14 protein-coding genes are annotated in these 21,702 nt (G+C 67.9%); 8 read left to right on the forward strand and 6 right to left on the reverse strand.

From position 1 onward, the window contains the following. Positions 1-51: 51 nt before the first annotated feature. Complete coding sequence (locus ACIQ51_RS07610) at positions 52-2,415, forward strand: FAD-dependent oxidoreductase (protein ID WP_396204432.1); 2,364 nt, start codon at positions 52-54, stop codon at positions 2,413-2,415. Positions 2,416-2,466: 51 nt separating this feature from the next. Here the strand turns inward: ACIQ51_RS07610 and ACIQ51_RS07615 are convergent, their stop codons facing one another. The 4 genes from ACIQ51_RS07615 to deoC all read right to left on the reverse strand — a co-directional run bounded on the left by ACIQ51_RS07615 (position 2,467) and on the right by deoC (position 8,560). Then, entirely contained in the window at positions 2,467-3,168 is a 702-nt protein-coding gene (locus tag ACIQ51_RS07615; RefSeq protein WP_396204433.1) for a hypothetical protein, read from the reverse strand. Positions 3,169-3,307: 139 nt separating this feature from the next. Then, positions 3,308-5,041, reverse strand: a complete 1,734-nt coding sequence (locus ACIQ51_RS07620; protein ID WP_396204434.1) for a M3 family oligoendopeptidase — start codon at positions 5,039-5,041, stop codon at positions 3,308-3,310. Positions 5,042-5,069: 28 nt separating this feature from the next. Next, a complete protein-coding gene (locus ACIQ51_RS07625) occupies positions 5,070-7,499 on the reverse strand; it encodes an aldehyde dehydrogenase family protein (RefSeq protein ID WP_396204435.1) in 2,430 nt (809 codons plus the stop codon). 11 nt (positions 7,500-7,510) lie between these two features. Next, entirely contained in the window at positions 7,511-8,560 is a 1,050-nt protein-coding gene (deoC, locus tag ACIQ51_RS07630) for a deoxyribose-phosphate aldolase (RefSeq protein WP_396204436.1), read from the reverse strand. A 175-nt stretch (positions 8,561-8,735) separates the two neighbouring features. Between deoC and ACIQ51_RS07635 the strand changes: the two genes are divergently transcribed. Next, a complete protein-coding gene (locus ACIQ51_RS07635) occupies positions 8,736-9,671 on the forward strand; it encodes an SDR family NAD(P)-dependent oxidoreductase (RefSeq protein WP_396204437.1) in 936 nt (311 codons plus the stop codon). Continuing rightward, a complete protein-coding gene (locus ACIQ51_RS07640; protein ID WP_396204438.1) occupies positions 9,658-11,088 on the forward strand; it encodes an ABC1 kinase family protein in 1,431 nt (476 codons plus the stop codon). Before ACIQ51_RS07635 ends, ACIQ51_RS07640 begins: the two co-directional genes overlap by 14 nt. Before the next feature lie 23 nt (positions 11,089-11,111). Here the strand turns inward: ACIQ51_RS07640 and ACIQ51_RS07645 are convergent, their stop codons facing one another. Both ACIQ51_RS07645 and ACIQ51_RS07650 read right to left on the reverse strand, forming a co-directional pair. Further along, the gene (locus tag ACIQ51_RS07645; protein ID WP_396204439.1) at positions 11,112-15,743 is read right to left on the reverse strand and encodes a translocation/assembly module TamB domain-containing protein; all 4,632 of its coding nucleotides are present in this window, start codon (positions 15,741-15,743) and stop codon (positions 11,112-11,114) included. 11 nt (positions 15,744-15,754) lie between these two features. Beyond that, positions 15,755-18,037 carry an autotransporter assembly complex family protein gene (locus ACIQ51_RS07650; RefSeq protein ID WP_396204440.1) on the reverse strand — a complete coding sequence of 761 codons (2,283 nt, stop codon included), beginning with the start codon at positions 18,035-18,037 and terminating at the stop codon, positions 15,755-15,757. A 208-nt stretch (positions 18,038-18,245) separates the two neighbouring features. Between ACIQ51_RS07650 and ACIQ51_RS07655 the strand changes: the two genes are divergently transcribed. The 5 genes from ACIQ51_RS07655 (at position 18,246) to ACIQ51_RS07675 (ending at position 21,697) form a co-directional block, all read left to right on the forward strand. Next, positions 18,246-18,863 carry a hypothetical protein gene (locus ACIQ51_RS07655; protein WP_396204441.1) on the forward strand — a complete coding sequence of 206 codons (618 nt, stop codon included), beginning with the start codon at positions 18,246-18,248 and terminating at the stop codon, positions 18,861-18,863. 1 nt (position 18,864) lies between these two features. Then, positions 18,865-19,386, forward strand: a complete 522-nt coding sequence (locus ACIQ51_RS07660) for a hypothetical protein (RefSeq protein ID WP_396204442.1) — start codon at positions 18,865-18,867, stop codon at positions 19,384-19,386. A 66-nt stretch (positions 19,387-19,452) separates the two neighbouring features. Then, entirely contained in the window at positions 19,453-19,929 is a 477-nt protein-coding gene (locus ACIQ51_RS07665; protein ID WP_396204443.1) for a ubiquinol-cytochrome c reductase iron-sulfur subunit, read from the forward strand. A 17-nt stretch (positions 19,930-19,946) separates the two neighbouring features. Next, positions 19,947-20,375: a Rieske (2Fe-2S) protein gene (locus tag ACIQ51_RS07670; protein WP_396204444.1), complete on the forward strand. Its 429-nt coding sequence runs from the start codon at positions 19,947-19,949 to the stop codon at positions 20,373-20,375. A 5-nt stretch (positions 20,376-20,380) separates the two neighbouring features. Next, positions 20,381-21,697, forward strand: a complete 1,317-nt coding sequence (locus ACIQ51_RS07675; protein WP_396204445.1) for a M20/M25/M40 family metallo-hydrolase — start codon at positions 20,381-20,383, stop codon at positions 21,695-21,697. Positions 21,698-21,702: the final 5 nt, after the last annotated feature.

Raw genomic sequence — 21,702 nt, forward strand, 5'->3', positions numbered from 1 at the left:
GCGCATCTCCCGGAGGTGGGCACCAGTCTGGGTCGGAACGCGTTGTCCATCGTGTTCCGACCCGATTCGCTTCCCGACCATCTCGCCGAGCGCGTCACCGACCACTCGGCCGGCCCGCGCCCCAATGCGCGTGCCGAATTCGTGCTGTATTGGATGCGCACGGCAGTGCGCGCGCACGAGAACCCCGCGCTCGACGTGGCGCTCTGCGCCGGCCGCGCCCTGCAGCTACCGGTCTTCGTCTACCATGCGCTCAGCGAGCGGTATCCGTACGCCTCCGATCGCCATCACACGTTCATCCTCGAAGGGGCGCGCGACGTAGAGGCCGAGTGCGCGCGCCGAGGCGTGGGATACGCGTTTCACCTCGAACGCCCGGGACATCGCGAACGGGCGCTGGCGGCGCTGACGCAGCGCGCCGCGCTGGTGATCACCGAGACCATGCCGGTGCCGCCGCTCGACTGGTTGACGGACAGCCTCGCCGAAGGCGCACCGTGCCCTGTGTGGAGCGTGGACACTGCGTGCGTAGTGCCGATGCCGCTGGTGGGGAAGGCGCACACTCGCGCGTTCGCGTACCGCGACGACACGGCGGCCATCCGCCGTGAGCGCGTGGGCGCACCATGGCGCGATCAGCCCGCGCACGGCGCACCCTTCGTGCCGCCCGTGCTGCCGTTCACGCCCGTCGTGCTGGCCACGGCAGACATCCCCGCGCTGGTCGCACGTTGCGAAATCGACCACGGGGTGGGCCCGGTGGGGCACTCTCCCGGCGGCACGACCGCGGGTTACGCCCGATGGGACGCCTTCGTACGCGATGGTGGACTCGCTCGGTACGCCGCCAAGCGCAACGACGCCACGATCGACGGCGTGAGCCGCATGTCGGCGTACCTGCACTACGGCATGGTGTCGCCGTTCCGCCTCGCGCGTGAGTGCCACGCGATGACCGGCGACGGGCCGGAGAAGTATCTCGACGAACTCCTTGTGTGGCGCGAGCTCGCCTACGCGTTCTGCTACTGGCATCCGTCTCCCACAACGCTCGAAGCCGTACCGGGGTGGGCGCGTGATACCCTCGCCGCGCACGAGCGCGATTCCCGCACGGTGTACTCGTGGGAGGTGCTCGCGCGCGCGCGTACCGGTGACGCGCTGTGGGATGCCACGCAGCGTTCGCTCGTGCGGCATGGCGAGTTACACAACAACGTACGCATGACGTGGGGCAAGGCCATTCCGGCGTGGTCGGACAATGCCGAGCAGGCGCTGGAGCGTCTCGTCGACCTCAACCATCGGTACGCGCTCGACGGGCGTGATCCGGCGTCGTACGGGGGATTGCTCTGGTGTCTCGGGCAATTCGACCGCCCCTTCACCCCACCGGTGCGCGTGCTCGGCACGGTGCGGCCACGGCCCACGGGCGAACATCTCAAGCGCCTCGATCTCGCGGCGTATCGCCGACGGGTGCAGCGTCCGGCGCGCGAGGCCGCGCCCAGCGTGATCGTGGTGGGCGCCGGCGTGTCTGGGCTCGCCTGTGCGCGCACGCTTCTGGACCACGGCTTCTCCGTGACCGTACTGGAGAAGGGACGCGGCGTCGGTGGGCGCCTGAGCACGCGGCGCGAGGGCGAGTGGCGGTTCGATCACGGGGCGCCGCTGATGCAGTTCGGTGACCCGCGGACGTCGCTGTATGCGGCGTCGTGGGAACCGGACGGCTATCTTGCGCGCGTGGGCGACATGCATACGGGACGTGGCGCCATGTCCACATGGCCCAAGCACCTGGCGTCGGATGTCCCGGTGAAGACCAGTGTGCAGGTGCAGCGCGCGATGCGCTCCGGGGCGCAGTGGGAGCTGCTCGATCAGCAGGGCGAGCAACACCGCGCCGATGTGCTGGTGCTGGCGATGCCCGCGCCGCAGGCGATGACGCTGCTGGGCGATGCCGCACCAACGGTCGCGGGCGCGCTGCGCGGTGTGACCATGGCGCCGTGCTGGAGCACCATGGTGGTCTTCGATGCCCCACCCCCGGTGCGCGTCACCGAGCGCCTGCTACACGGTGAGCTACAGACGGACGACGACCGCGTGGCGCGTTGCATTCGCCAGCCGGAATTGCCGGGGCGTCCCACCGCGGAAGCGTGGGTGGTCCAGTCGGGTGCCACCTGGAGCCGCGACCACCTCGAACGCACTCCCGACGAGATATGCGCCGAGCTCGTGCCGCTCGTGCGCGCGCAGCTCGCGATCGCCGGTGCTGTGCGGCATGCAGCGAGCCATCGCTGGCGCTATGCGCGCACCGAGGCCGGTGTGGATGCCACCTGCCTTTGGGATACGGGCGCGCGCGTAGGTGCCTGTGGCGACTTCGCGCTGGCGTTCCCGAACGCCGCGAGCGAGGTGGAGCGCGCATGGCTCAGCGGCGTGGCGATGGCCGGACGCATTCTGGGTGGATGAGCACGAGGCTCACCCACCCAGAACGAGCGCGACACCCTTCGACCGGATGCGTTACGGCTGCTTGAAGTAGGCTGCGTCGGGGACACCAAAGGTGACGATCTGGCTGGTGAGGATTACGTCACCCTGTCCACTTCGCTGGATGAGCGTGGTGGCGACCTTCTTGCCTTCGAACTCCTTGTAATCCTTGTAGATGGCCGTCTGCGGTCCCATCGGCGTCATGTTGACCGTAGCGAGGCGCAGGCCGGTGTTCACATCAAAGAACTCGGTGACGGTGCGGCCGCTCTTCGTGCTGGCTTCGACTTTCCACGCCTCGGCCCCTTCGAACGTTTCCTTACCGACGACCGCCGCCTTGGTGAAGCGCGCGGGATCGAGGAACGTCGCTCCATCGGCGCGTGGCTCGGCCATGTCCTTGGCCTGCTCCGCCGGCATCGGCTGCGGACCGCCGCCCTGGTCGACCCAGCCCTTCTCGCCGTCGAAGCCCTGATCGATGCGCGCGACCCCGAGATCGATGATCATACGCACCTTATTCGGGAGCGTCTCGTGACGTTCGTACGAACCGGAGATCCCGGCAAAGGTGATGTTGGCCGTGCCCTTGTCCGAGCGGCCGACCACCGATTTCCATGCTGCGCGACCGCCCACGGCATCCGCGAACTTGTCGTAAACCTGCTGCACCGTGGGCTGCTGCGCTTCAGCGCGAACGGCTCCACCGACCATCATCACGGCAGCGACGGCTGCCGACGCAATACGACGCATCAAGACTCCAAGGTGACGGGAAGAAGAGAACCCTCGCGCATCAATACTGCGCGAGGGCCCCGTAGGTTTCAGAGCAACGATCGGGGGCTGCGCTCGTGGAGGCGCGGAAGCCGTCCCCCCGCCCCTCGGTTCTGTGCGGTTACCGCGGGACGATCCCGGCAAACGGCGCGTCCGCCCCCGCACGCAACGCGTCGATGCGTTCCATGGTGAAGTCGACCAGCTCCTTCATCGTGGGCGCGTCGAATACGAGCGTGGCACCGGCCGCGGCGTACAACTCGGGGAGCGTACGTGTACCGCCGAGCGCGAGGAACTGCTTGTACATTGCCACCGCGTTGCCCGCGTCCTGCACGGCATTGCGGAACACCTGCAGCGCACCCAGCTGCGCGATCCCGTACTCGATGTAATAGAACGGCAGCTCGAAGATGTGGAGCTGACGATACCAGCGAGCCACACGTTCCCGTTCGAGCCCGGTCCAGTCGACGCCCTGCTCGAACTCGGCGCGCAAGGCGAGCCACTGCCTGTCGCGGGCATCACGATCGGCGCCGCCGGGGTTCGTATAAATCCATGCCTGAAAGGCATCCACACTGGCGATATGCACGAGAGCACTGAGCACGTCTTCGAGATGCTCGAGCCACGCCACGCGTGCCTCCTCTGGCGTGTAGTAGCCATCAGGCTGCACCAGATACGGCATGGCCAGCAATTCCATGCTCATCGACGCCAGTTCAGCGGCTTCGTGCCCCGTCTTGCGCATCCAGGTGTACGGTAGCGAATGCGTTGCGAAATCGTGGAAGCAGTGCCCTGCCTCGTGCACGAGGGTGTTCACATCGTCGGGCACGCCGACGGCATTCATGAAGATGAACGGCCGACCGCGGAACGACAGATCGGTGCAATAGCCGCCGGGCGCCTTCCCGGGACGGCTCTCGAGGTCAAGCAACTGCTCGTCGGCCATGAGCGCGAACTGCTGCCCCAGCTCACCATCAACCCGTGAGAAGATCGTGCGTGCCCTGCCCACAAACTGCTCAACGGTGCTGAACGGCTTGAGCGGCTCCTTGGCATCGAGGTCGACCCCCACATCCCACGGGCGCAGCACATCCACGCCGAGCGTCCGTCGGCGATGCTCCAAGAGCTTCGCCACGGCGGGGGTGACCGTACGACGTACCGCATCATGGAAGCCCGCGGTGTCGGCGGGGGTGTAATCGAAACGGTGCTTGGCGGCGAAGCAGTACTGTTGGTAGTCGGCGAACCCGGCCTCCTTCGCCACGGCCACGCGCAACGCGTACATGCGGTCGAAGCCGTCGGCCAGTTCGTCGCGCTGCGCGAGGTAGGCGTTGGCCCCAAGGCGGAACGCGCGCTCGCGCACGGCGCGATCGGCCGCCTTGAGATACGGCTGCAGCTGCGGAATGGTCTTGGCCTCGCCATCCCACTCTACACTCAGGCCGCCGGTGATCTTCTGGTACCCGGCCGACAGCTCCTCGATCTGCGAGAACCGTTCGACGTTGGCCTCCCGGAAGATCTCGATATCGGTGCGAAAGCGGCGCAGCGTGGTCTCCAGATCGTCACGCGTCCACCCCAGATCGAGCAGGCGCCGGGCCAACCGCACCTGCTGCTCTTCGAGTTTGGGGAAGATGTCCATGGAGAAGCGCAGGTACGCCTGCTCCTTGGCGGCATCCGCCGTGTTGCCCGTGTACGCGATCATCGCGAGCGTCCCCGCTTCGCCGATCAGCGTGTCGAGGCGGGACCAGACGGCAAGCCACGGTTCCACCGTCGCCGAGGTTGCGTCGAGAGGGACGGCAGCGAGGGCATCGTAGTACGGGACCACGTCGTCCCAGGCGGCGTCACGGAACGCGTCGGGGGAGTCAGGCAGCGCGATCATCGGAGCGACGGTGTTTGCCATACCGGCGTCATTCGCCATAGGGAATCCAAATGTTCTTCACCTGCACGGCTCGCCGGAGGAACTCACGTCCCTCGCCGGCGCGAGGATCGAGCCATTCACGCCCGGTCCACTCCGTCCACGTGCGCTTGAGGTTCGCCGCCGAGGTCCGCTCCACCATCGTCGCGCCCTCCTGCGTACCCACGTACCACACGGCATCAACGTCGTCATGCTCGGCCAGCGTCCGGGCGAGACCGTCACGAGCACCCGTAACCAGGTTGACGACGCCAGCGGGCAGGTCGGAGGTCTCGATCACGCTGTAGAAATCCGTGGCGGCCAGCGGGAAACGCTCCGACGGCACGGCGACCACCCGGTTGCCAGTGGCGATCAACGGTGCCACGAGCGACACCAGCCCGAGGAGCGGATAGGGATCGGGACAGGCCACGCCCACCACCCCGATCGGCTCGTGCATGGCCAGCGCCACCCCCCGAAGGGGCACATCGTGCACCGCGCCGTCGTGTTTATCGGCCCACGCCGCATAGGTGAACAAGCGCGACACCGCCGCGTTCACTTCCACCTCACCCGCGGCGAGCGGGTCGCCGGTCATGCTGACGATGCGGGCCGCGAATTCGTCGGCGCGAGCCGAGAGATTTTCGGCGAGGTAGTACAGAACCTGCGCCCGCTGGTGCCCCGACAGCTTGCTCCACGCACCCGCAGCGTGCGCCGCTTCCACGGCGTTGCGGATGTCCTTGCGATTCCCCTCACCGACGTCCCCCACGCGGGTACCATGCAGGGAGCGCACGGTGAGCGTATAGCCGGAATCCGGGCGCGCCTGCTTGCCGCCGATAAACAGCTTGGCCGTCCGATCGATAGCGGGCATGCCATCGGGCACATCCCGATGATCGGACGCGTCAGTACGTTCGTGCGGCGCAGCCGATGCCGGAATGACGGGATGCGGGGCCGCTTCGTGCACACGATTGGGCTTGAGGTACTCCCACATGCCTTCCCGCCCGCCTTCACGACCAAAGCCGGATTCGCGGTAGCCTCCAAAGCCGGCGGCGGCATCGAACAGGTTGGTGCTGTTGATCCACACCACGCCGCACTTGAGCTTGGGCGCAACATCGAGGGCCTGATTGATATTCTCGCTCCAAACACTGGCGGCGAGGCCGAAGGGGGTGTTGTTGGCGAGGGCGACCGCCTCTTCGGGGGTGCGGAAGGTCATGCTGACCAGCACCGGGCCGAAGATCTCGACCTGCGCGATGGTGGCGCTGGGGGCCACGTTGGTGAAGAGTGTCGGTGGGTGGAACCACCCGTCCTTCGGCTCCGCCCACGACGGCTGCCAGCAGGTCGCCCCCTCCTCCACGCCTTGCTGGCACAACGCACGAATGCGCTCGAGCTGCACGGGGGCGATGATCGCCCCCATGTCGATCGCCTTGTCGAGCGGCGATCCTACCCGCAGGTGCTCCATCCGCTCACGCAGCTTGTCGTGCAGCCGATCGGCCACCCCCTCCTGGACGAGCAGGCGTGACCCCGCGCAGCAGACCTGCCCCTGATTGAACCAGATCGCGTCCACCACGCCCTCAACCACGCTGTCGAGGTCCGCGTCCTCGAACACGATGAACGGGCTCTTGCCGCCAAGTTCGAGGGACAGGCCCTTGCCAGTACCCGCCGTGACCTTGCGGATGTGGCGGCCCACGTCGGTGCTGCCGGTGAAGGCCACCTTGTCTACGTCGGGGTGCTCGACGATCGCGGCCCCGGTCGCACCATCGCCCGTCACCAGATTGAACACACCCTTCGGGAGGCCGATCTCGTGCAGCAGTTCAGCGAAGCGAAGGGCGGTAAGCGGCGTGTATTCGGCGGGCTTGAGGACCACCGTGTTTCCGGCGGCAAGCGCGGGCGCCACCTTCCACGCCAGCATCAGCAGCGGAAAGTTCCAGGGAATGACCTGCCCCACCACGCCGTACGCGTGGTGGCCAGCGAACTCCTGCTCGAGCAGCTGCGCCCAGCCGGCGTGGTGGTAGAAATGACGCGCCACGAGTGGCACGTCGATATCGCGCGTTTCGCGCACCGGCTTGCCGTTGTCGAGCGTCTCGAGCACGGCAAAGTGACGAGCGTGCTTCTGCACGCCGCGGGCGATGGCATAGAGCCAGCGCGCCCGGGCATGATCGTCGAGCGCTTGCCACGCGGGGAGGGCCGCACGGGCTGCGGCCACCGCGGCGGCCACGTCGGCCGCGGTGCCCTGCGCCACGCGGGCGAGCGGCTTGCCGGTTGCGGGCTCGAGCACCTCGAAGGTGTCGGCGCCGGCAACCCATGCGCCGTCGATGTAGTGCCCGAACGTTCCGCCGTGCGCTGCGATCCACTGCCGGACCGGGGCATCGCCTTCGGGAGCAGGGCCGTAGCTCATGGCGTCGAAGAGCTCGCGCACCAATGTACCGGTGGAGGGCGGCGTGGTTGTAGCCATGGGTCGTCTCCTCAGACCATCGGTTGGCGATAGGCCGCGGCGTAGCGGCCCGTCACGAAGTGCTCAAGTTGCCGCTCGACATCGGTGAGCAGACCGCTCGCGCCGAAACGGAACAGGTGCGGGCGCAACCAGCGGTCACCGAGTTCTTCCTTCATCAGGATGAGCCAGTCGAGCGCCTGCTTGGCGGTGCGGATACCACCGGCGGGCTTGAAGCCCACCTCATGACCGGTGCGCGCTCCATACTCGCGGATCATGCGCGTCATCACGAGCCCCACTGGCAGCGTTGCGTTGGATGTTTCCTTGCCCGTACTGGTCTTGATGAAGTCGGAGCCCGCCATCATGGCGACCATGCTGGCCCGTGCCACGTTGGTGAGGGTCGCAAGTTCGCCTACGCCGAGGATCGTCTTGAGATGCGCCTCGCCGCAGGCGTCGCGGAACGCACGTACCTCGTCGTACAGCGCCGCCCAGTTGCCGGTCAGCACATGACCGCGCGTGATCACCACGTCGATCTCGGTGGCGCCGGCGGCCACGCTGGCGTGGATCTCCGCGAGGCGCTGCGCAAAGGGGGACAATCCCGCCGGGAAGCCCGTGCTGACGGCAGCCACAGGGATACCCGTCCCCGCGAGCGCCGCCACCGCCGTTGCCACATGCTGGTGGTACACGCAGACCGCGCCAGTGGTGAGCCGTAGATCGGCAATGCCGAGAGCATCGACCAGATCGGCCCGCAGCGGATGCGCCGCCTTGGCGCAGAGTCGCCGCACGTTGCCGGCGGTGTCATCGCCCGCCAAGGTGGTGAGGTCCATGCAGCTGATGGCCCGCAGTAGCCAGGCCGCCTGCCAGTCCTTCTTCACGGTACGGCGACCGGGAAGCGCCGTAACCCGCCGCTCCACGGCGCTGCGATTCACCCGAAGGCTCCGCACGACCGAGAGATCAAGCGCCGTACCCGGGTTCCGGGAGGGGGGAGTGTCGGGGGCTAGCCCCGAGGGCCAGCGAATGGCGCCATGGTCGGCCGGTCCCGCTGAGCGGGAGGGTCTGGGCGCATGCAGGGGAGTCACAGTCATGGCCCTTGCAATCTAGAAGGAAGGGGCACGTTGCGCTCAACCTGCGCTGACTGGCAGGCAATCCCTGCCATCCGACGTCACCCACGCGGGAACGTTGGAGGCGTCACCCGGCGGCGCGTCCGTCATTCATCCATAGCCCCTTCTCCCGCGGGGGGCGCTCCCTTAGTTGTTCGCGATGCACGCGCACCCGACGACAGCCGCTCCCGACGCCCCGTTTGCCGGTAAGGTGGTAGTTGTCACGGGCGCCAGCGACGGCATCGGCCGGGCGGCGGTTCGGCGCTACCTGCAAGGTGGCGCCCGCGTGGTGATGGTGGGGCGCAACGAAGCAAAGACGGCAGCAGCGGCCAACGCGATGATGTCACAGAGTGGTCGCCGTGATCTCGAGTGGGACATCGCCGATCTCTCTCGCCAAGATGCGGTGCACGACCTGGCCCGACGGCTCCGCACCCGCTACCCACGCATCCACGTACTGGCCAACAACGCCGGTGCGATGTTCCTCGATCGGCATGTCACGGTGGACGGTCTCGAGCAGACCTTCGCGCTCAATCACCTGAGCTACTTCACGCTGTCGCTGCTGCTGATGCCGGCACTGGTGCATGCCAGCGCGCCCGACGCACCCGCGCGCATCGTGAACGTGTCCAGCCGTGCGCACGAGAACGCGAAGCCCGCCCTTGACGATCTGCAGATGACGCGTGACTTCGGAGGCTGGCGAGCCTATGCCAATTCGAAGCTCTACAACATCTGGTTCACCCGTGCCCTCGCGCGACGTCTCGATCCCGCACGCGTGAACGTGCAGGCGTTGCACCCAGGCGTGGTGAGTACCCGCTTCGCCACCAACAACGGGCGGATGGGGCGCGCGCTGCGTCGGCTCATGGACGTGGTATCTATCACCCCCGACGAGGGGGCGGACACGCTCGTCTGGCTCTCGACCGCCTCCGAGCCGCTGACCGAGAGCGGTCGCTATTGGGTCAAACGCACGCCGCGTACGCCGTCACGCACGGCACGCGACGATCAGCGCGCTGAGCAGCTTTGGACGCAGTCTGTGGCCCTGACGCGGCTGGATGCGGAGGCGCTGCTAACCAATGCCGTGAGGCCCGATGCCCATTCGTGACCTCACTCGGCTCTGGACGATCCTGCGGCGGCTCACACCGCTCGTGCTATCGTTCATCCGCGACCGGCGGCGATGGCTCTGGTTTGGCGCGCCTCTTCAGCGCAGCCCTGCATTCCATGAGCGTCGGGCACACGCGATCGTGCATCAGGTAGCGACCCTCGGGCCAACCTTCGTGAAGCTGGCGCAGATTTTCGCAAGCCGCGCCGACCTCATCCCCGAGCCCTATCTGCACGCCTTGGGCACGCTCACTGATCGCGTGCCCCCGGTGCCGTGGCCCACCCTGCGAGCGGCCCTCGCCGATGCCTGGCAGGCCGACCCGGATACGATCGTCACGGCCCTCGATCCCGAGCCGATGGCGGCCGGCTCACTGGGTCAGGTGCACCGCGCCCGCTACGAAGGGCGCGATGTGGTAGTGAAGGTGCTGCGCCCCGGGGTGGAAGCGATCGTGGACCGCGACGTTCGCCTGTCGCGCAAGATCGTCAACGCGGTCTACGCACGGTGGACACACGTGCACGTGCTGGGCTTCCGCGTGGTGCTCGACGAGTTCGACCGCCATGTACGCGAAGAGATGGACTTCGAGCGTGAGGCCATGCAGTGCCTGCGCATGCGCGAACGCTTCGCTGACGAGCCGCGGCTCCGCATTCCGACCGTCGAGACGGCACTCACGCGGCGCACGGTGCTGGTCCTGGAGTTCCTCGAGGGCACCCGCATCGACCGCCTGGACGAGCAGCTGGCACGAGGGGTCGTACGCGCAGAGACCCTCACGGAAACGCTGATCGAGACCTACGCCCGCATGATGCTGCGCGACGGCGTCTTTCATGCCGATCCGCACCCGGGCAATCTGCTGGTGGACCGGCGTGGGCGCCTTGTGCTGCTCGACTTCGGCATGGTCATCGACGTGCCGGTGGCCACGCGCAAAGCCTTGCTCGACACGATCCTCTCGGCGATCCGGCGCGATGCCGAGGGCACGGTCCGCGGCATGTACGCGCTGGGTATGGTCGCCCCTGGCACGCCACCGGACACCATGCGCGCCCTCGTGGCCACGCTGCTCGACATCGCCTATAGCGACACGGCCACCATCGAACGGGCGCGCGTGGTGGCCGACCGGGTGCTGCAGGAGCTGTTCAACTGGCCCATCATCCTGCCGGGCGAACTGGTGTACTTTGCGCGGACGGCAGCCCTGATCGAAGGCGTCGGCGCCCGCTACGACCGGCATTTCAACAGCATTCGCGTGGCATCACCAATCATGCTGCGGCTGCGCAAGGAACTGCTGGCCGCTCTGCTCGGCGACAGCGGGAAGCGTGAGCCGCTCGTGACCTGGGCCGCCACACTCGGCGCACTCGCCGGTACGGCGTACACGATGGTGCAACGGTGGTGGCCCGGAGAGCGTCCGAAGGAAGCAGCACAGGTCAACTGACCGCCGGCACTGTTCCGTCGCGACTAGAAAATCCACTCCCGAAATAAATCAAAACCGAACTGCAGGCGGGGGAACACGTCGCCGGCCGGTCGTGTGCACGGCGCAGACCCGGGATCCACACCCACCTGTCCCCACCAGTTGCGCGCAATGCGATACTCGGCGGCCACACCGCCCCAGAGCGTGGCCCCGCGCGAGGTGGCTTGGCTGGTGCCGCGGCAGACGCCGGTATTGAGGCGAAGAAACGTCCGCTCGCCGAACTGCTTGCCCGCGCTGATGCTGAAATTGAGGTTGTCGAGCAGCGCGGTCGGTGAGAACGCAGCTTCGGCATTACTGCCGGCCGTGGTCACCTGCACCGTGTTGAACACTGGCAGGAGCCGTTGCAAGGCTCCTTCCACGGCCCCGCCAACGGAGGGGAGCAACACGCCGGTCACGGCACGCACCGTGCTCTGACTCTGACCGTCGAGCGCAAATGTGGGGGCGCCGAAGATGAGCAGCGAGATGATCTCGCTTTCCGGCGCACTGGCGTAGAGCGGATCGGGGCTGGAGAGCGTGAGCACGGGCCGGTCGTAGTTGCCACCAATGTTCACGCGGACAGGGATTTCACTGCCACCAGCCACACGCACCACGTTGGTGGCGCTGATGTCGAGGGTGGGAGCAATCGCGTTATTTCCGAAGAAGCGTACGCGGCCGGAGTCTACACTGAAACTGCGGTTGACCACGCCAAGCTCGAGGCGGTACTGCCCTCGGTTCGCCAGAATTTCACCGTCGAGCCCCAACCGATCGCCGCTCATTGTCACGGTGAGCCCCCCCGAGAGTTTCACGCGCGACTCGGGCGTCTGCACCCACACGTCGTTGCCGAGCTCCACGCGTGTATTCTCCACGCGCAGATAGCTGCCAAGGCGCGACAGCGACTGTGCAGCGCTTTCCGCAACGGGGACCTCATCGGCGCCGAGCAGCGCGCGGGCGGCATCGCTCGACAGGTCGAGCGCGGTGCGCGCGCCCAGTGGATCGACCACCAGATTGGCCCGCGGCACGAAGAGGCTGCCGCTCACCACCGGCCGCGAGAGCGAGCCCTCAAGGCGAACGTCCCCCCCCACATCGAGATCGGTGCCATCGCGCTGCCGCGAGACGATAAAGTTGCGCGCGACCACCTGCAGGGCCACGCGTGCCGGCAGTTCGCCTGCGGCGAAGCGCAGCACACCCTGCGCACCAACGGTATCGTTGCCGCCGCCGCTGCGTAGCCGGAACGTCTCGAGGGTGAGCGAATCGGCGGCGGCGCGTAGCACGATGCGCCCGTCGGTCGGCTCGATGCCCAAGTCATCGACCCGTGCGCCGGCCTGCTCCAACATCACAACGCCGCTTGCGGCGGGGCGCTCGACCGTGCCACCCACGGCCAGCCGACCTGAGAGGATGCCGCGAAGCCGGCTGATCCCATCAATTGCCAGAGGCAACGCGCCGAGGCTCAGGGAATCAGCCACAACCTCGCCCTCGACCGCATCGGACAGCCGCCGCTTCACGACCGAGCGCAAGGTGAGGTCCAGTGGCACGCTCCCCTCGGCGCGGACACTGCCGCCCAGCGTATCGCGAACCTGAGCACGCGCGGTGAGGCGCTTGTCGGCGTACGCACCGGTGCTGGTGACCGGCGGCAGGCGTACACCATCAAGCCCGATCGAGTCGGCCGTGATGTCCCACGTCATGAGCGGCGCGGCGCGCGTGCCAGAGAGTTCCGCACGCCCGGTCACGGTCCCGGCGACCAGCGGCGCGCCGGCGAGCAGCGCAGCGACCTCACCGAACGGGAACCGCTCCACGCGAAGTGTGCCTTGCACGGCACCACGGGTGGGAATGTCAGCCCCTACCGTCAGCACACCGCCCACCGACGACCGGAGTTCTGCTGGGCGTAGGCGCAGCCCGCCGCTGTCGCTCACGACCACAATGGGCTGGGCCGCACGCCACGTGACGTCGTCGTAGTTGAGGCGCAGCGAATCGAGGTGCACGGCGGTGGCTGGCCCGCGTATGGCGTAGCCGCCGCGCACGATCAAATGGGCGTCCTCGTCGGTGCTCACATCGAGCACCAGCCGTCCGCTGTCGGGGCTGGCGTCGACCACCCGAAATGTGACGGTCTGCAAGCGTACAGCGCCGATACCGGTGACGTTGTCGGCATTGGCCGTCCCCTCGAAGGCGGGACGGCGCAACACGTCCGTCGCGCGCGCCGATCCGAAGATGCGACCAGCCCGGATCGCTCCCACCTGCAGCGTGCGAGCACCGAGCGCCGCGGTCGCGTCGGCCTTGCGCAGACTGCCATAGAGGTAGCCTGAGAGCGAGGCGTCACCGCTCAGTGTATCGGCAGCCACAGCACGTACGGATGCCGCCAGTGCCGTGTCGACCGGTTGCAGCATCGCAGCCAGTCGGTCGAGCTCTCCGCGCACAGTGTCGAGGGTATCGGCGTGCATGGCGATCTGCAGCGTATCCACCTGCGTCGTATCCCGCGCGAGTGCACCGCGCGCTTCCAGCGTCACCCCACCCATGTGTGCGAGCGCCGAGTCCACGACGAGCCGTTCGCGCCCGAGTGTGGCACTAGCCACCAGATCGAATGCCGGCCGTTCCGCCGACGCAGGTTGCATCAGCAGCACCTCGCCACTGCCTTCGACCGCCCGTACCCCCGTGGTATCACCGGCAGCGACGGCCGTCGTATCGAGCGGTCCGCGCCCCGACAGACGCACGCGTCCACTCAGAGCCGTGGAGGGCATCCCGTCCTGACCAAGCCAGATACGCGCATCGAAGTTGGCGAGTGTGCCCGCGGCCGTGCCGCGCCAGGCGGCGCGCTGGATCGACGCCGTACCGTGGAGAGCCACCGACGGTGCGCTCAGCTGCCCGAGCGAATCGAGCGTGAGCGCTCTGCCGGTGGCGGGCGAGTTGAGCGCCACCAGCTGCCCACCCCAGCGGAGGTCGTCGAGCGAGCCATCGAGTTGCACCGTCCCGGCGATATCCGAGCGCAACACCAGGGTAGTATCCACCCGGGCAAGCGCGCGCATCGAGAGCGGATCGAGCACCAGTGACGCGCGCATGTCGGGGACCGCGCCACCGAAGCGCACGCGCGCGTTCCCCCGCACCCGCGACACGTTGCCCACGCCATCGGTCCAGGTGAGCCGCAGCATGCCGAGGTCAGCCTCCGAGAGATCCGCATGCCGCACGAGTCCAGCTCCCGTCACAATGCCGTCGATCGCGGGGGCGTCGGCGAGCAGCAGCCGAACGGACCGCAGATCCAGACGCAGCGCTTCTGCCGTAAGTCCCGAAACACGCGGCCGTGCCCCGAAGGCCAGCGTCCCCGCGAGCCGAAGGCTCGACACGGCATCGCCGCCTTGCACTGCTGCGTCCACGAAGTGCGCGTCGAGGCGGTCCACCTTGAACGCCGTGAGTGCACCGCCATCAGCGGCAAGCAGGCGGCCGGAGAACAGCCCGCGCACGGCAGCTGGCACGGCGTCGTAGCTCAGTCGGCGCAGCAGGTCGCTGGTCAATGGCGTGAACGACAGATCGACCTTGCGCAACAGCAGATCGGCGGGGCGCACGGTGACGGCAATACCGCCGCGCACGCGAGAGGCGCCACTCTGCACGTCGAGGTGCTGCAGGTCGTACTCGGCGTCGTTCGCGTCGGTGAGCGTGCGCAGGCGCACCGTGGCCGTCCCCCGCCCTTCCCGCGGCATGACATCCCAGATCCACGCGAGGTCGGAGAGGCCGGCCTCCGCCTTCACCAGCACATCGAAGCGCACGGGACCCGGCGCGTTCCACGCCACCATGCCTGTGGCCGTCCCGTGCGATGCGGGAAGCTGCACGTCCCGCAGATCCAGCTGCAGTGAATCGGAGGTCCAGGTAATCCGCCCGCTCGCCTGACGGACCGGGACCGGCGGGTCGGAGAGTACACCGCGCAGGGAGTCGAGCTGCAACGATGCCGGGCGCTTCTTCCCGTCGACGAGGACCACATCGTGCGCGGTCACGCGATCGAGGGTAATCCGCCGGTTCTCGAAGATCTGCCCGTCGGCCAAACGCTCAAGGTCGTGCAGGCTGTCGCGCACGACGATCACGCTGTCGCGGGCGCGACCGGTAAACACCGGATGCGGCGCCCATGGCGCGCGCGTGGTCACCACGCCGCCGTTGATCGACAGCGAGTCGATGCGCACATCGTCACCGAAGCGCACGTCAGTGAGGGGCGTGGCCTTCGTGGTGTCGCCCGTGATGATATGGGCGATGTTCCACGAGCGGCCGGGCGCCTCCTGCCGCAGCGTCATCACCACACCATCTAGCGCGAGTCGGCGGATGTGAATGCGGCGACTGAACAGCCCGCGCGTATCGAGCGTGCCCACGAGCCGCTGGGCGGTGACCACCGGCACGCCGGCGGTATCCACAAGGGTCACCTCGTCGGCCACCACACGCCCCGGGCTGATCTCCCTGAGCACACCGATACGCAGCGCCCCGCGGCCACCGAACACCGCATTGGCGCGGGCGACGAGTGTGGCCAGCAGCCAGCGTCGCCCGGCCTCGGTACCGGTCGCAAGGTGATAGCCGAGGCGCATGCCACCGCCCAGGCCCAGCACGATGGCGGCCGCCCACCAGAAGCGACGCTGACGGGGCGACATGGCGGTCGACATGGCGGTCGACATGGCGGGCGCCATCAGAACGCCTGGCCGAGGCCGAAGTGAAACACGAGCCGCGAGAGCATGCTGCGCGACGTGGGTGGCGTGTACGTGGCGGGACACGAGAACACGTCGGCGTAATCCCCAGTCGCGCCGTCCACGCGCGGGCTGGCGCAGTAGATGCCGGCCACGCCATCGCGCGGCGGTGCGAAGTACAGCGCTCGGCCGGTACGCGGTCCGTAGGGACGATACCCGATATCCACGCGAAACGGACCGAGCGGAGTCACCACGCGCAGCCCCAGCCCCGGCGTATAGCGCACGTCGCGCCAGCTGAAGCGACTCGAACGCGTCTCCCAGAGCGTGCCGCCGTCCACGAACGCAGCAAGCTGCAGCTGCTCGGCGATGAACCGGAAGCCGCGGCGCCACTCGAGATTCCCGACCAGCATCGCGGTGCCCCCGCGCGGGACGGCGCGGCCGTTGGCACCCGGGACCACGGCAAACTGGTCGTCGTCCGCGGCACCCACTTGCTCCACCGCGGTTACCACGTAATCCACGGGACCGAGCAGATTCTGTTGATAGCCGCGCACCGAGTTCTGCCCGCCCACGAACAGCCGCTCCTGCTGCGGAATGAGCGGCGTGCCATCCACCAAGTCGGCGCGGGGGGCGAACGCCCCTGCGGCCTGCGCGCGGACGCCAATCACGCCGCCGAGCAGCCGCCGGAAGGCGGCCACCTCGCCCGTGGTCCGCGCGAAGCGGACCGTGGAGACCAGCTCGGACACGGTCTCCCCCAGTCGCACCTCGCTGCGTGCCCGCCAGCCACGCGACGGGTCGGTGAGGTCGTTGGTGCGGTCGTGCGAGACCGATGTGCTGAGGATCCCTACCCCACGACCGAAGGCTGACAGCAGCAGCTCCTCGGGGCGACAGAGCCCGAAGCGCGTACAGGAGACGACGGGATCGGTGGTGGTCTTGCCGTTCTCGTACTGAAAGCCGGCGGTCCCCGCCGTCCGCAGCGAGAACTGCCGCGATACTTCCACCAGGGCACCGACCGACGTTTCTCGCAGGAAGGCGAACGGTTCACCGCGTCGTTCGCTGTAGACCGAGACCAGCGGTACGAAGGGGAGGCCGAAGAGCCTGGGATTGGTGAGGGTGGCGCCGACGTAGTAGTTCACCCGCTGACTGAACGGATCGTTGCGCAGCGCCTGTGAACAGAGTGCCGGCGCCACATCGGTGGGGGCCCCCACGCCGAGCTTCGAGGCGCGCACCGACAGTTCCACGCGCCGGCCAAGTCCGAGAAACCCGCGATCGCTGATGCGCCCCTGGGCGCGCCCGCAGTCCTGTGTGGCCCATCCCAACCCCACACGGGCCGCGCGTGTTCGTGCTTCCGCAACCGATACCCGCAGATCGAGCACACTGTCGGCGTGCGTGGCGGGGGTGACGGTATCCATCAGCACCAGCCGGAACGCCTCCGACCGGTAGAGCGCACGCTGCGCATCAAGAATGGCGGCGGCACTGAAGCGGTCGCCGCGATCGATGCGTACGAGACGCGCCACATCGGCGGAGTCCACCCGCGGATGGCCCGGGCGCAGCGGACGCACGTCGATCCGCACCTCACCGATGGAGAGGGGCGGCCCCGCGGCGAAGGTCAGGTCGAGGGTGGCCAGCGCCGTCACCGTATCGATCGCCATGCGACTGTCGGGCATGCGCGCGCGAGCAAAGCCGGCATCGCGCAGCTGATTCAGTACCGACGCCACCGTCGTGTCGACGCGCGTGCGGTCGAACCGCTTCCCCTCGAGCGCGCGAAGGGGGGCATCAAAGCCGCGCCGGGAGTCCACTGCCTCGGGCAGCCCCGTCACGCGCACCGTATCGAGCAGGGCCTCCCGCCCCGGCGTGATGACGAAGCGAATGCGCACGCCGTCGTGACGCCGGGTGATCGTGGCGGCGGCCGTCGCCTGAAACCAGCCGGCTTGCCGATGGAGAATGGCCAGACGCAAGGCATCGCGCTGGACCTCCAGCGTGTCCATGCACGGCGGCGTGCCAATGCGGAACACGCGCGTCACGAACCCCGGTTCGTGCGTGAAGATGCTGGAGGCGAGCGTCAGCACATCAAAGGCGGGACTCCCTTCGAAGCTCACCCCGCGCACCCGCTCGACCGCATTGCAGCGTGCCACCCGCTGGGCATCCGCCGCCATGGGCACGGTGCTGATCGCGGCCACGGCGATGGTGAGCCGCGTCACCATGGACCACACGGCGCGCATCCGCCTGCGCCGTGGCGACGGCACCGAAGCGGGCGAACAGGAGCGATCCACGGTCAATCCAGACATGCGCTTGGGAATGTAACGCGACAGCCTCGCCACGGGATTCCTCGTAGCGGGCCACCCTGCGACTGGTCGCTCTGGCGGCCCGACGACCTCGGGTGTTGCGTCCCTACCAGAAACGAGGTTCGAGGTACGCGGCAGCGCCCGGTTCTGTAGATTGCCACAGCCGGTATCGAGCCGACGCTGCCTGCCTCCTTTTTTTGGGGAAATCTGCATGTCTCTTGTATCCGCGATGATTCTTGCCACCGTGCTGGCGGCGGGTCCGGCCGATGCGCCGTCGATCCCCATCACTCTCGCCGACAGCACGGGTGCCGTGGCTGGCCCGCGCAGCGCACCGGTGGCACTCACCATGGTGTCGTCGCGCCGCCTGGATCAGGACACCGTCCCCCGCCGCCGTGCCCGCGCGGTGACGTACAGCGACGGCTATGCCAAGCGGGTCGCGGTCCACAAGGCGTTGAGCTGGGCGATGCTCCCGCTCTTTGCCGCGTCCTATGTCTCGGGCAATCAACTGCTCGACAAGGGGAGCGATGCGCCTGACTGGGCAGAGACCGTACACCCCATTGCCGCAACCGGCAGCGCTGTGCTCTTCGGTGCCAACGCCGTGACCGGCACATGGAATCTCTGGGAGGGGCGCAAGGACCCGAACGGCCGCACTCGGCGCGTCCTGCACAGTGTGCTGTTCCTCGCGGCGAGCGGCGGATTCGCCTACGCCGGCAGCATCGCCGACGACGCCGAGGAGAACGGTGCCATTCGCGAGCGCCATCGCAACGTGGCCATCGCCTCGATGAGTGCCTCAACGGCGAGCTGGCTCATCATGCTGATCGGGAACTAACGTGCTGGACACGTTGACGACCCTGCTCCAGCCGTGGGCCGACCTGTACTCGGCCAGCGCGTGGTTGCCGACGATGGTGATCGCAACCCATGTGCTGGCGCTGTTTGCCGGCGGTGGCATCGCCATCGCCGCCGATCGCCGGGTGTTGCTGGCGCGACCCGACCGCAGCGACGGATTCGTGGCGGCGGCCGACGAGCTACAGGCCACCCACGGCGTGGTGATCCGTGCGCTGGTCGTCATGGTGCTCTCCGGCACGGCATTGGCGACCGCCGACATCGGCACTTTTGCCGGGTCTGTGGTGTTCTGGACAAAGATGGGGGCGTTCGCACTGTTGATCGGTAACGGCGTCATGATGCGCTCCGTCGAAGCGCGGCTTCTTGCCGTGGCGCGCGAGGCGCTCGCCCTGCCGGTTGCCGGCCCCGACGTCACCGCAGCGTGGCAAGGGCTCCGCCGCCATGCGTGGGTGAGCCTCGCGGGCTGGTTCGTGGTGGTGCTGCTCGGTGTCGTGGTAGCCAACGTCTGAGGTCGATTCTCCGTCCTACGAACCCTGTCCATGTCGTCATCTTCCTCCGGATTTCCAGGCCCTAGCGTGCCCGCGTGCGATAGCTGCACGGCGCGTCGTGACTTCCTGCGCGAGGCCGTCACGACGACTGCTGCGCTGGCCGGCTTGTCCGTTTTCGGTCCCGTCTCGAGCATTGCGGCGCTCGAGCCGCGTGCCCCGCGCTCTCCCGTGCGGTACCCGCTGCCGGCCGCGGACGGGGTCTCGATCGATAGCTCCAACGAGGTGATCCTCTGCCGCCATGCGGGCGAGGTGTTCGCCTTCGCGCTGTCGTGTCCGCACCAGAACACGGCGCTCAAGGTGATGCCCAAGGGGACCGGGTTTCAGTGCCCGCGTCACAAGTCCAAGTACCAGCCCAATGGCACCTTCGTGAGCGGCCGCGCCACGCGCAACATGGACCGTCTCCAGATCAGTCGCGACGGGGCCAATATCGTGGTCGACCCGGATATCGCCTTTGAGAGCGACACCGACCCGGGCAAGTGGGCCGCGGCCGTGCTCAAGCTCTGACCCTCAGCCCACGTCACATGTCCGAATGCCTTGCCTGCACCCGTCGTGAATTTCTGGCTGCCGGGACCGTGGCCGCGGTCGGCGTCTTCCTTGCCGCCTGTGGCGGAGACGGGGAGAGCGCCACGGGACCGTCGAAGGTAAACCTCACGGTCACGCTGGCCAGCTTCCCGGCCCTCGGGGCCGTGGGTGGAATCGCTCAAGTCACCACCAGCGGCACCCCGATCGCCGTGGTGCGTGCCACCGCCAGCAGCTACCGCGCGTTTTCGATGGCCTGCCCGCACCAGGGGACCACCATCAGCATCAGCGGGACGGGCTTCCGCTGTCCCAATCACGGCGCCACGTTCAATGGCAACGGCGCATGGACCGGAGGGGAGCGCACCTCCGGCCTGTTCGAGTTCACTGTGGCCTCCAACACGACCGCCGGTACCATCACGATCACGAGTTGACCGTCATGCGTTCCACCCGTTTCGCGTCGAACGCCGGGGGCATGCTCCCGGCGTTGTGTGTATCACTCCTCGCCGCGGCGCCCGCCACCGCCGCGGCTCAGGCCACGCCCGCCAAACCCACCGCGCTCGAGGCGTCCGTCGACAAGCTGGCCAAGCACGCCACCGTCGCCACTGCGTTCATCGCGCTGCAAAACGACAATGCGTGGACCCTCGATCAGCAGGCGTCGATCTGCCAGATCCCGGCCCCGCCGTTCAAGGAACAGGCGCGCGCCGCGGAATACGCGAAGCGCTTCCGCGAGCTCGGTGTGCAGAACGTGCGCATCGACAAGGAAGGCAACGTGATCGGCGAAATCCGCGGCAATCGCCCGGGCCCGACGCTGCTGCTGGCGGGCCATCTCGACACGGTGTTCCCCGAGGGGACGGATGTCCGCGTGAAGCGCGAGGGGACCAAGCTCACCGCGCCCGGTATCGGCGACGACTGCCGCGGGCTCGCGGTCGTGCTCTCAGTGGCGCGACAGGTGATCACGCAGAAGATCCCGTTCGCCGGAAAGCTGCTCGTGGTCGGCAACGTGGGAGAAGAAGGGCCGGGCAACCTGCGCGGCATGCGGGCGATCTTCGGCGGCCCGATGCGTGACTCGATCGACATGTTCATCTCGGTCGATGGCACCGGGTTCGGCATCACCAACGGTGGCGTTGGCAGCAACCGGTATCGCGTGCACTACAAGGGCCCGGGGGGCCACAGCTACGGCGCGTTCGGCATGCCGAACCCCATGCACGCGATGGGGCGTGCCATCGCCAAGATCGCCGACCTCGAGGCCAGCACGACCCCCAAGGTCACGTTCAACGTGGGGATCGTGTCGGGCGGCACGTCCGTGAACTCGATCCCGTTCGAAGCGATCATGGAAGTGGACCTGCGCAGCGAAACGGCCGCGGCGCTTGCCGAGATCGACGCGCGGCTGCAGAAGGCGCTCCGCGAGGCGGTCACCGAGGAGAAGGCGCGCTGGCCGCAGAGCAAGGCCGCACTCTCTGTCGTGATCGATACGATCGGCCTGCGCCCCGCCGGCAGCACGCCTGACTCGTCGCTGATCGTGCGCACGTCGCTCGCGGCAGCGCGCACGATGAGCATCTACACGCCGCTCACGATCTCGAGCACCGACGCCAACGTGCCCATGAATCTCCGGATTCCCGCAGTCACGCTCGACGGCGGCGGACGCGGCACCGGCGCGCATTCACTCGACGAGTCGTACGATGATCGCGCAGACGGCTACAAGGGCCCGCAGTACGTCCTGCTGGTCGTGATGGGCTTGCTGGGTGTGAAGTAAGCGAC

Origin of the sequence: Gemmatimonas sp. (genome assembly GCF_044344655.1) — a bacterium.
Classification (GTDB): Bacteria; Gemmatimonadota; Gemmatimonadetes; order Gemmatimonadales; family Gemmatimonadaceae; genus Gemmatimonas.

Coding starts and splice junctions, on each gene's coding strand:
- ACIQ51_RS07670 (WP_396204444.1), top strand. CDS start 19,947: ATGTCCGAATGCCTTGCCTGCACCCGTCGTGAATTTCTGGCTGCCGGG.
- ACIQ51_RS07640 (WP_396204438.1), top strand. CDS start 9,658: ATGCCCATTCGTGACCTCACTCGGCTCTGGACGATCCTGCGGCGGCTC.
- ACIQ51_RS07615 (WP_396204433.1), bottom strand. CDS start 3,168: ATGCGTCGTATTGCGTCGGCAGCCGTCGCTGCCGTGATGATGGTCGGT.
- ACIQ51_RS07620 (WP_396204434.1), bottom strand. CDS start 5,041: ATGATCGCGCTGCCTGACTCCCCCGACGCGTTCCGTGACGCCGCCTGG.
- ACIQ51_RS07655 (WP_396204441.1), top strand. CDS start 18,246: ATGTCTCTTGTATCCGCGATGATTCTTGCCACCGTGCTGGCGGCGGGT.
- deoC (WP_396204436.1), bottom strand. CDS start 8,560: ATGACTGTGACTCCCCTGCATGCGCCCAGACCCTCCCGCTCAGCGGGA.
- ACIQ51_RS07650 (WP_396204440.1), bottom strand. CDS start 18,037: ATGTCTGGATTGACCGTGGATCGCTCCTGTTCGCCCGCTTCGGTGCCG.
- ACIQ51_RS07645 (WP_396204439.1), bottom strand. CDS start 15,743: ATGTCGACCGCCATGTCGACCGCCATGTCGCCCCGTCAGCGTCGCTTC.
- ACIQ51_RS07635 (WP_396204437.1), top strand. CDS start 8,736: ATGCACGCGCACCCGACGACAGCCGCTCCCGACGCCCCGTTTGCCGGT.
- ACIQ51_RS07625 (WP_396204435.1), bottom strand. CDS start 7,499: ATGGCTACAACCACGCCGCCCTCCACCGGTACATTGGTGCGCGAGCTC.
- ACIQ51_RS07675 (WP_396204445.1), top strand. CDS start 20,381: ATGCGTTCCACCCGTTTCGCGTCGAACGCCGGGGGCATGCTCCCGGCG.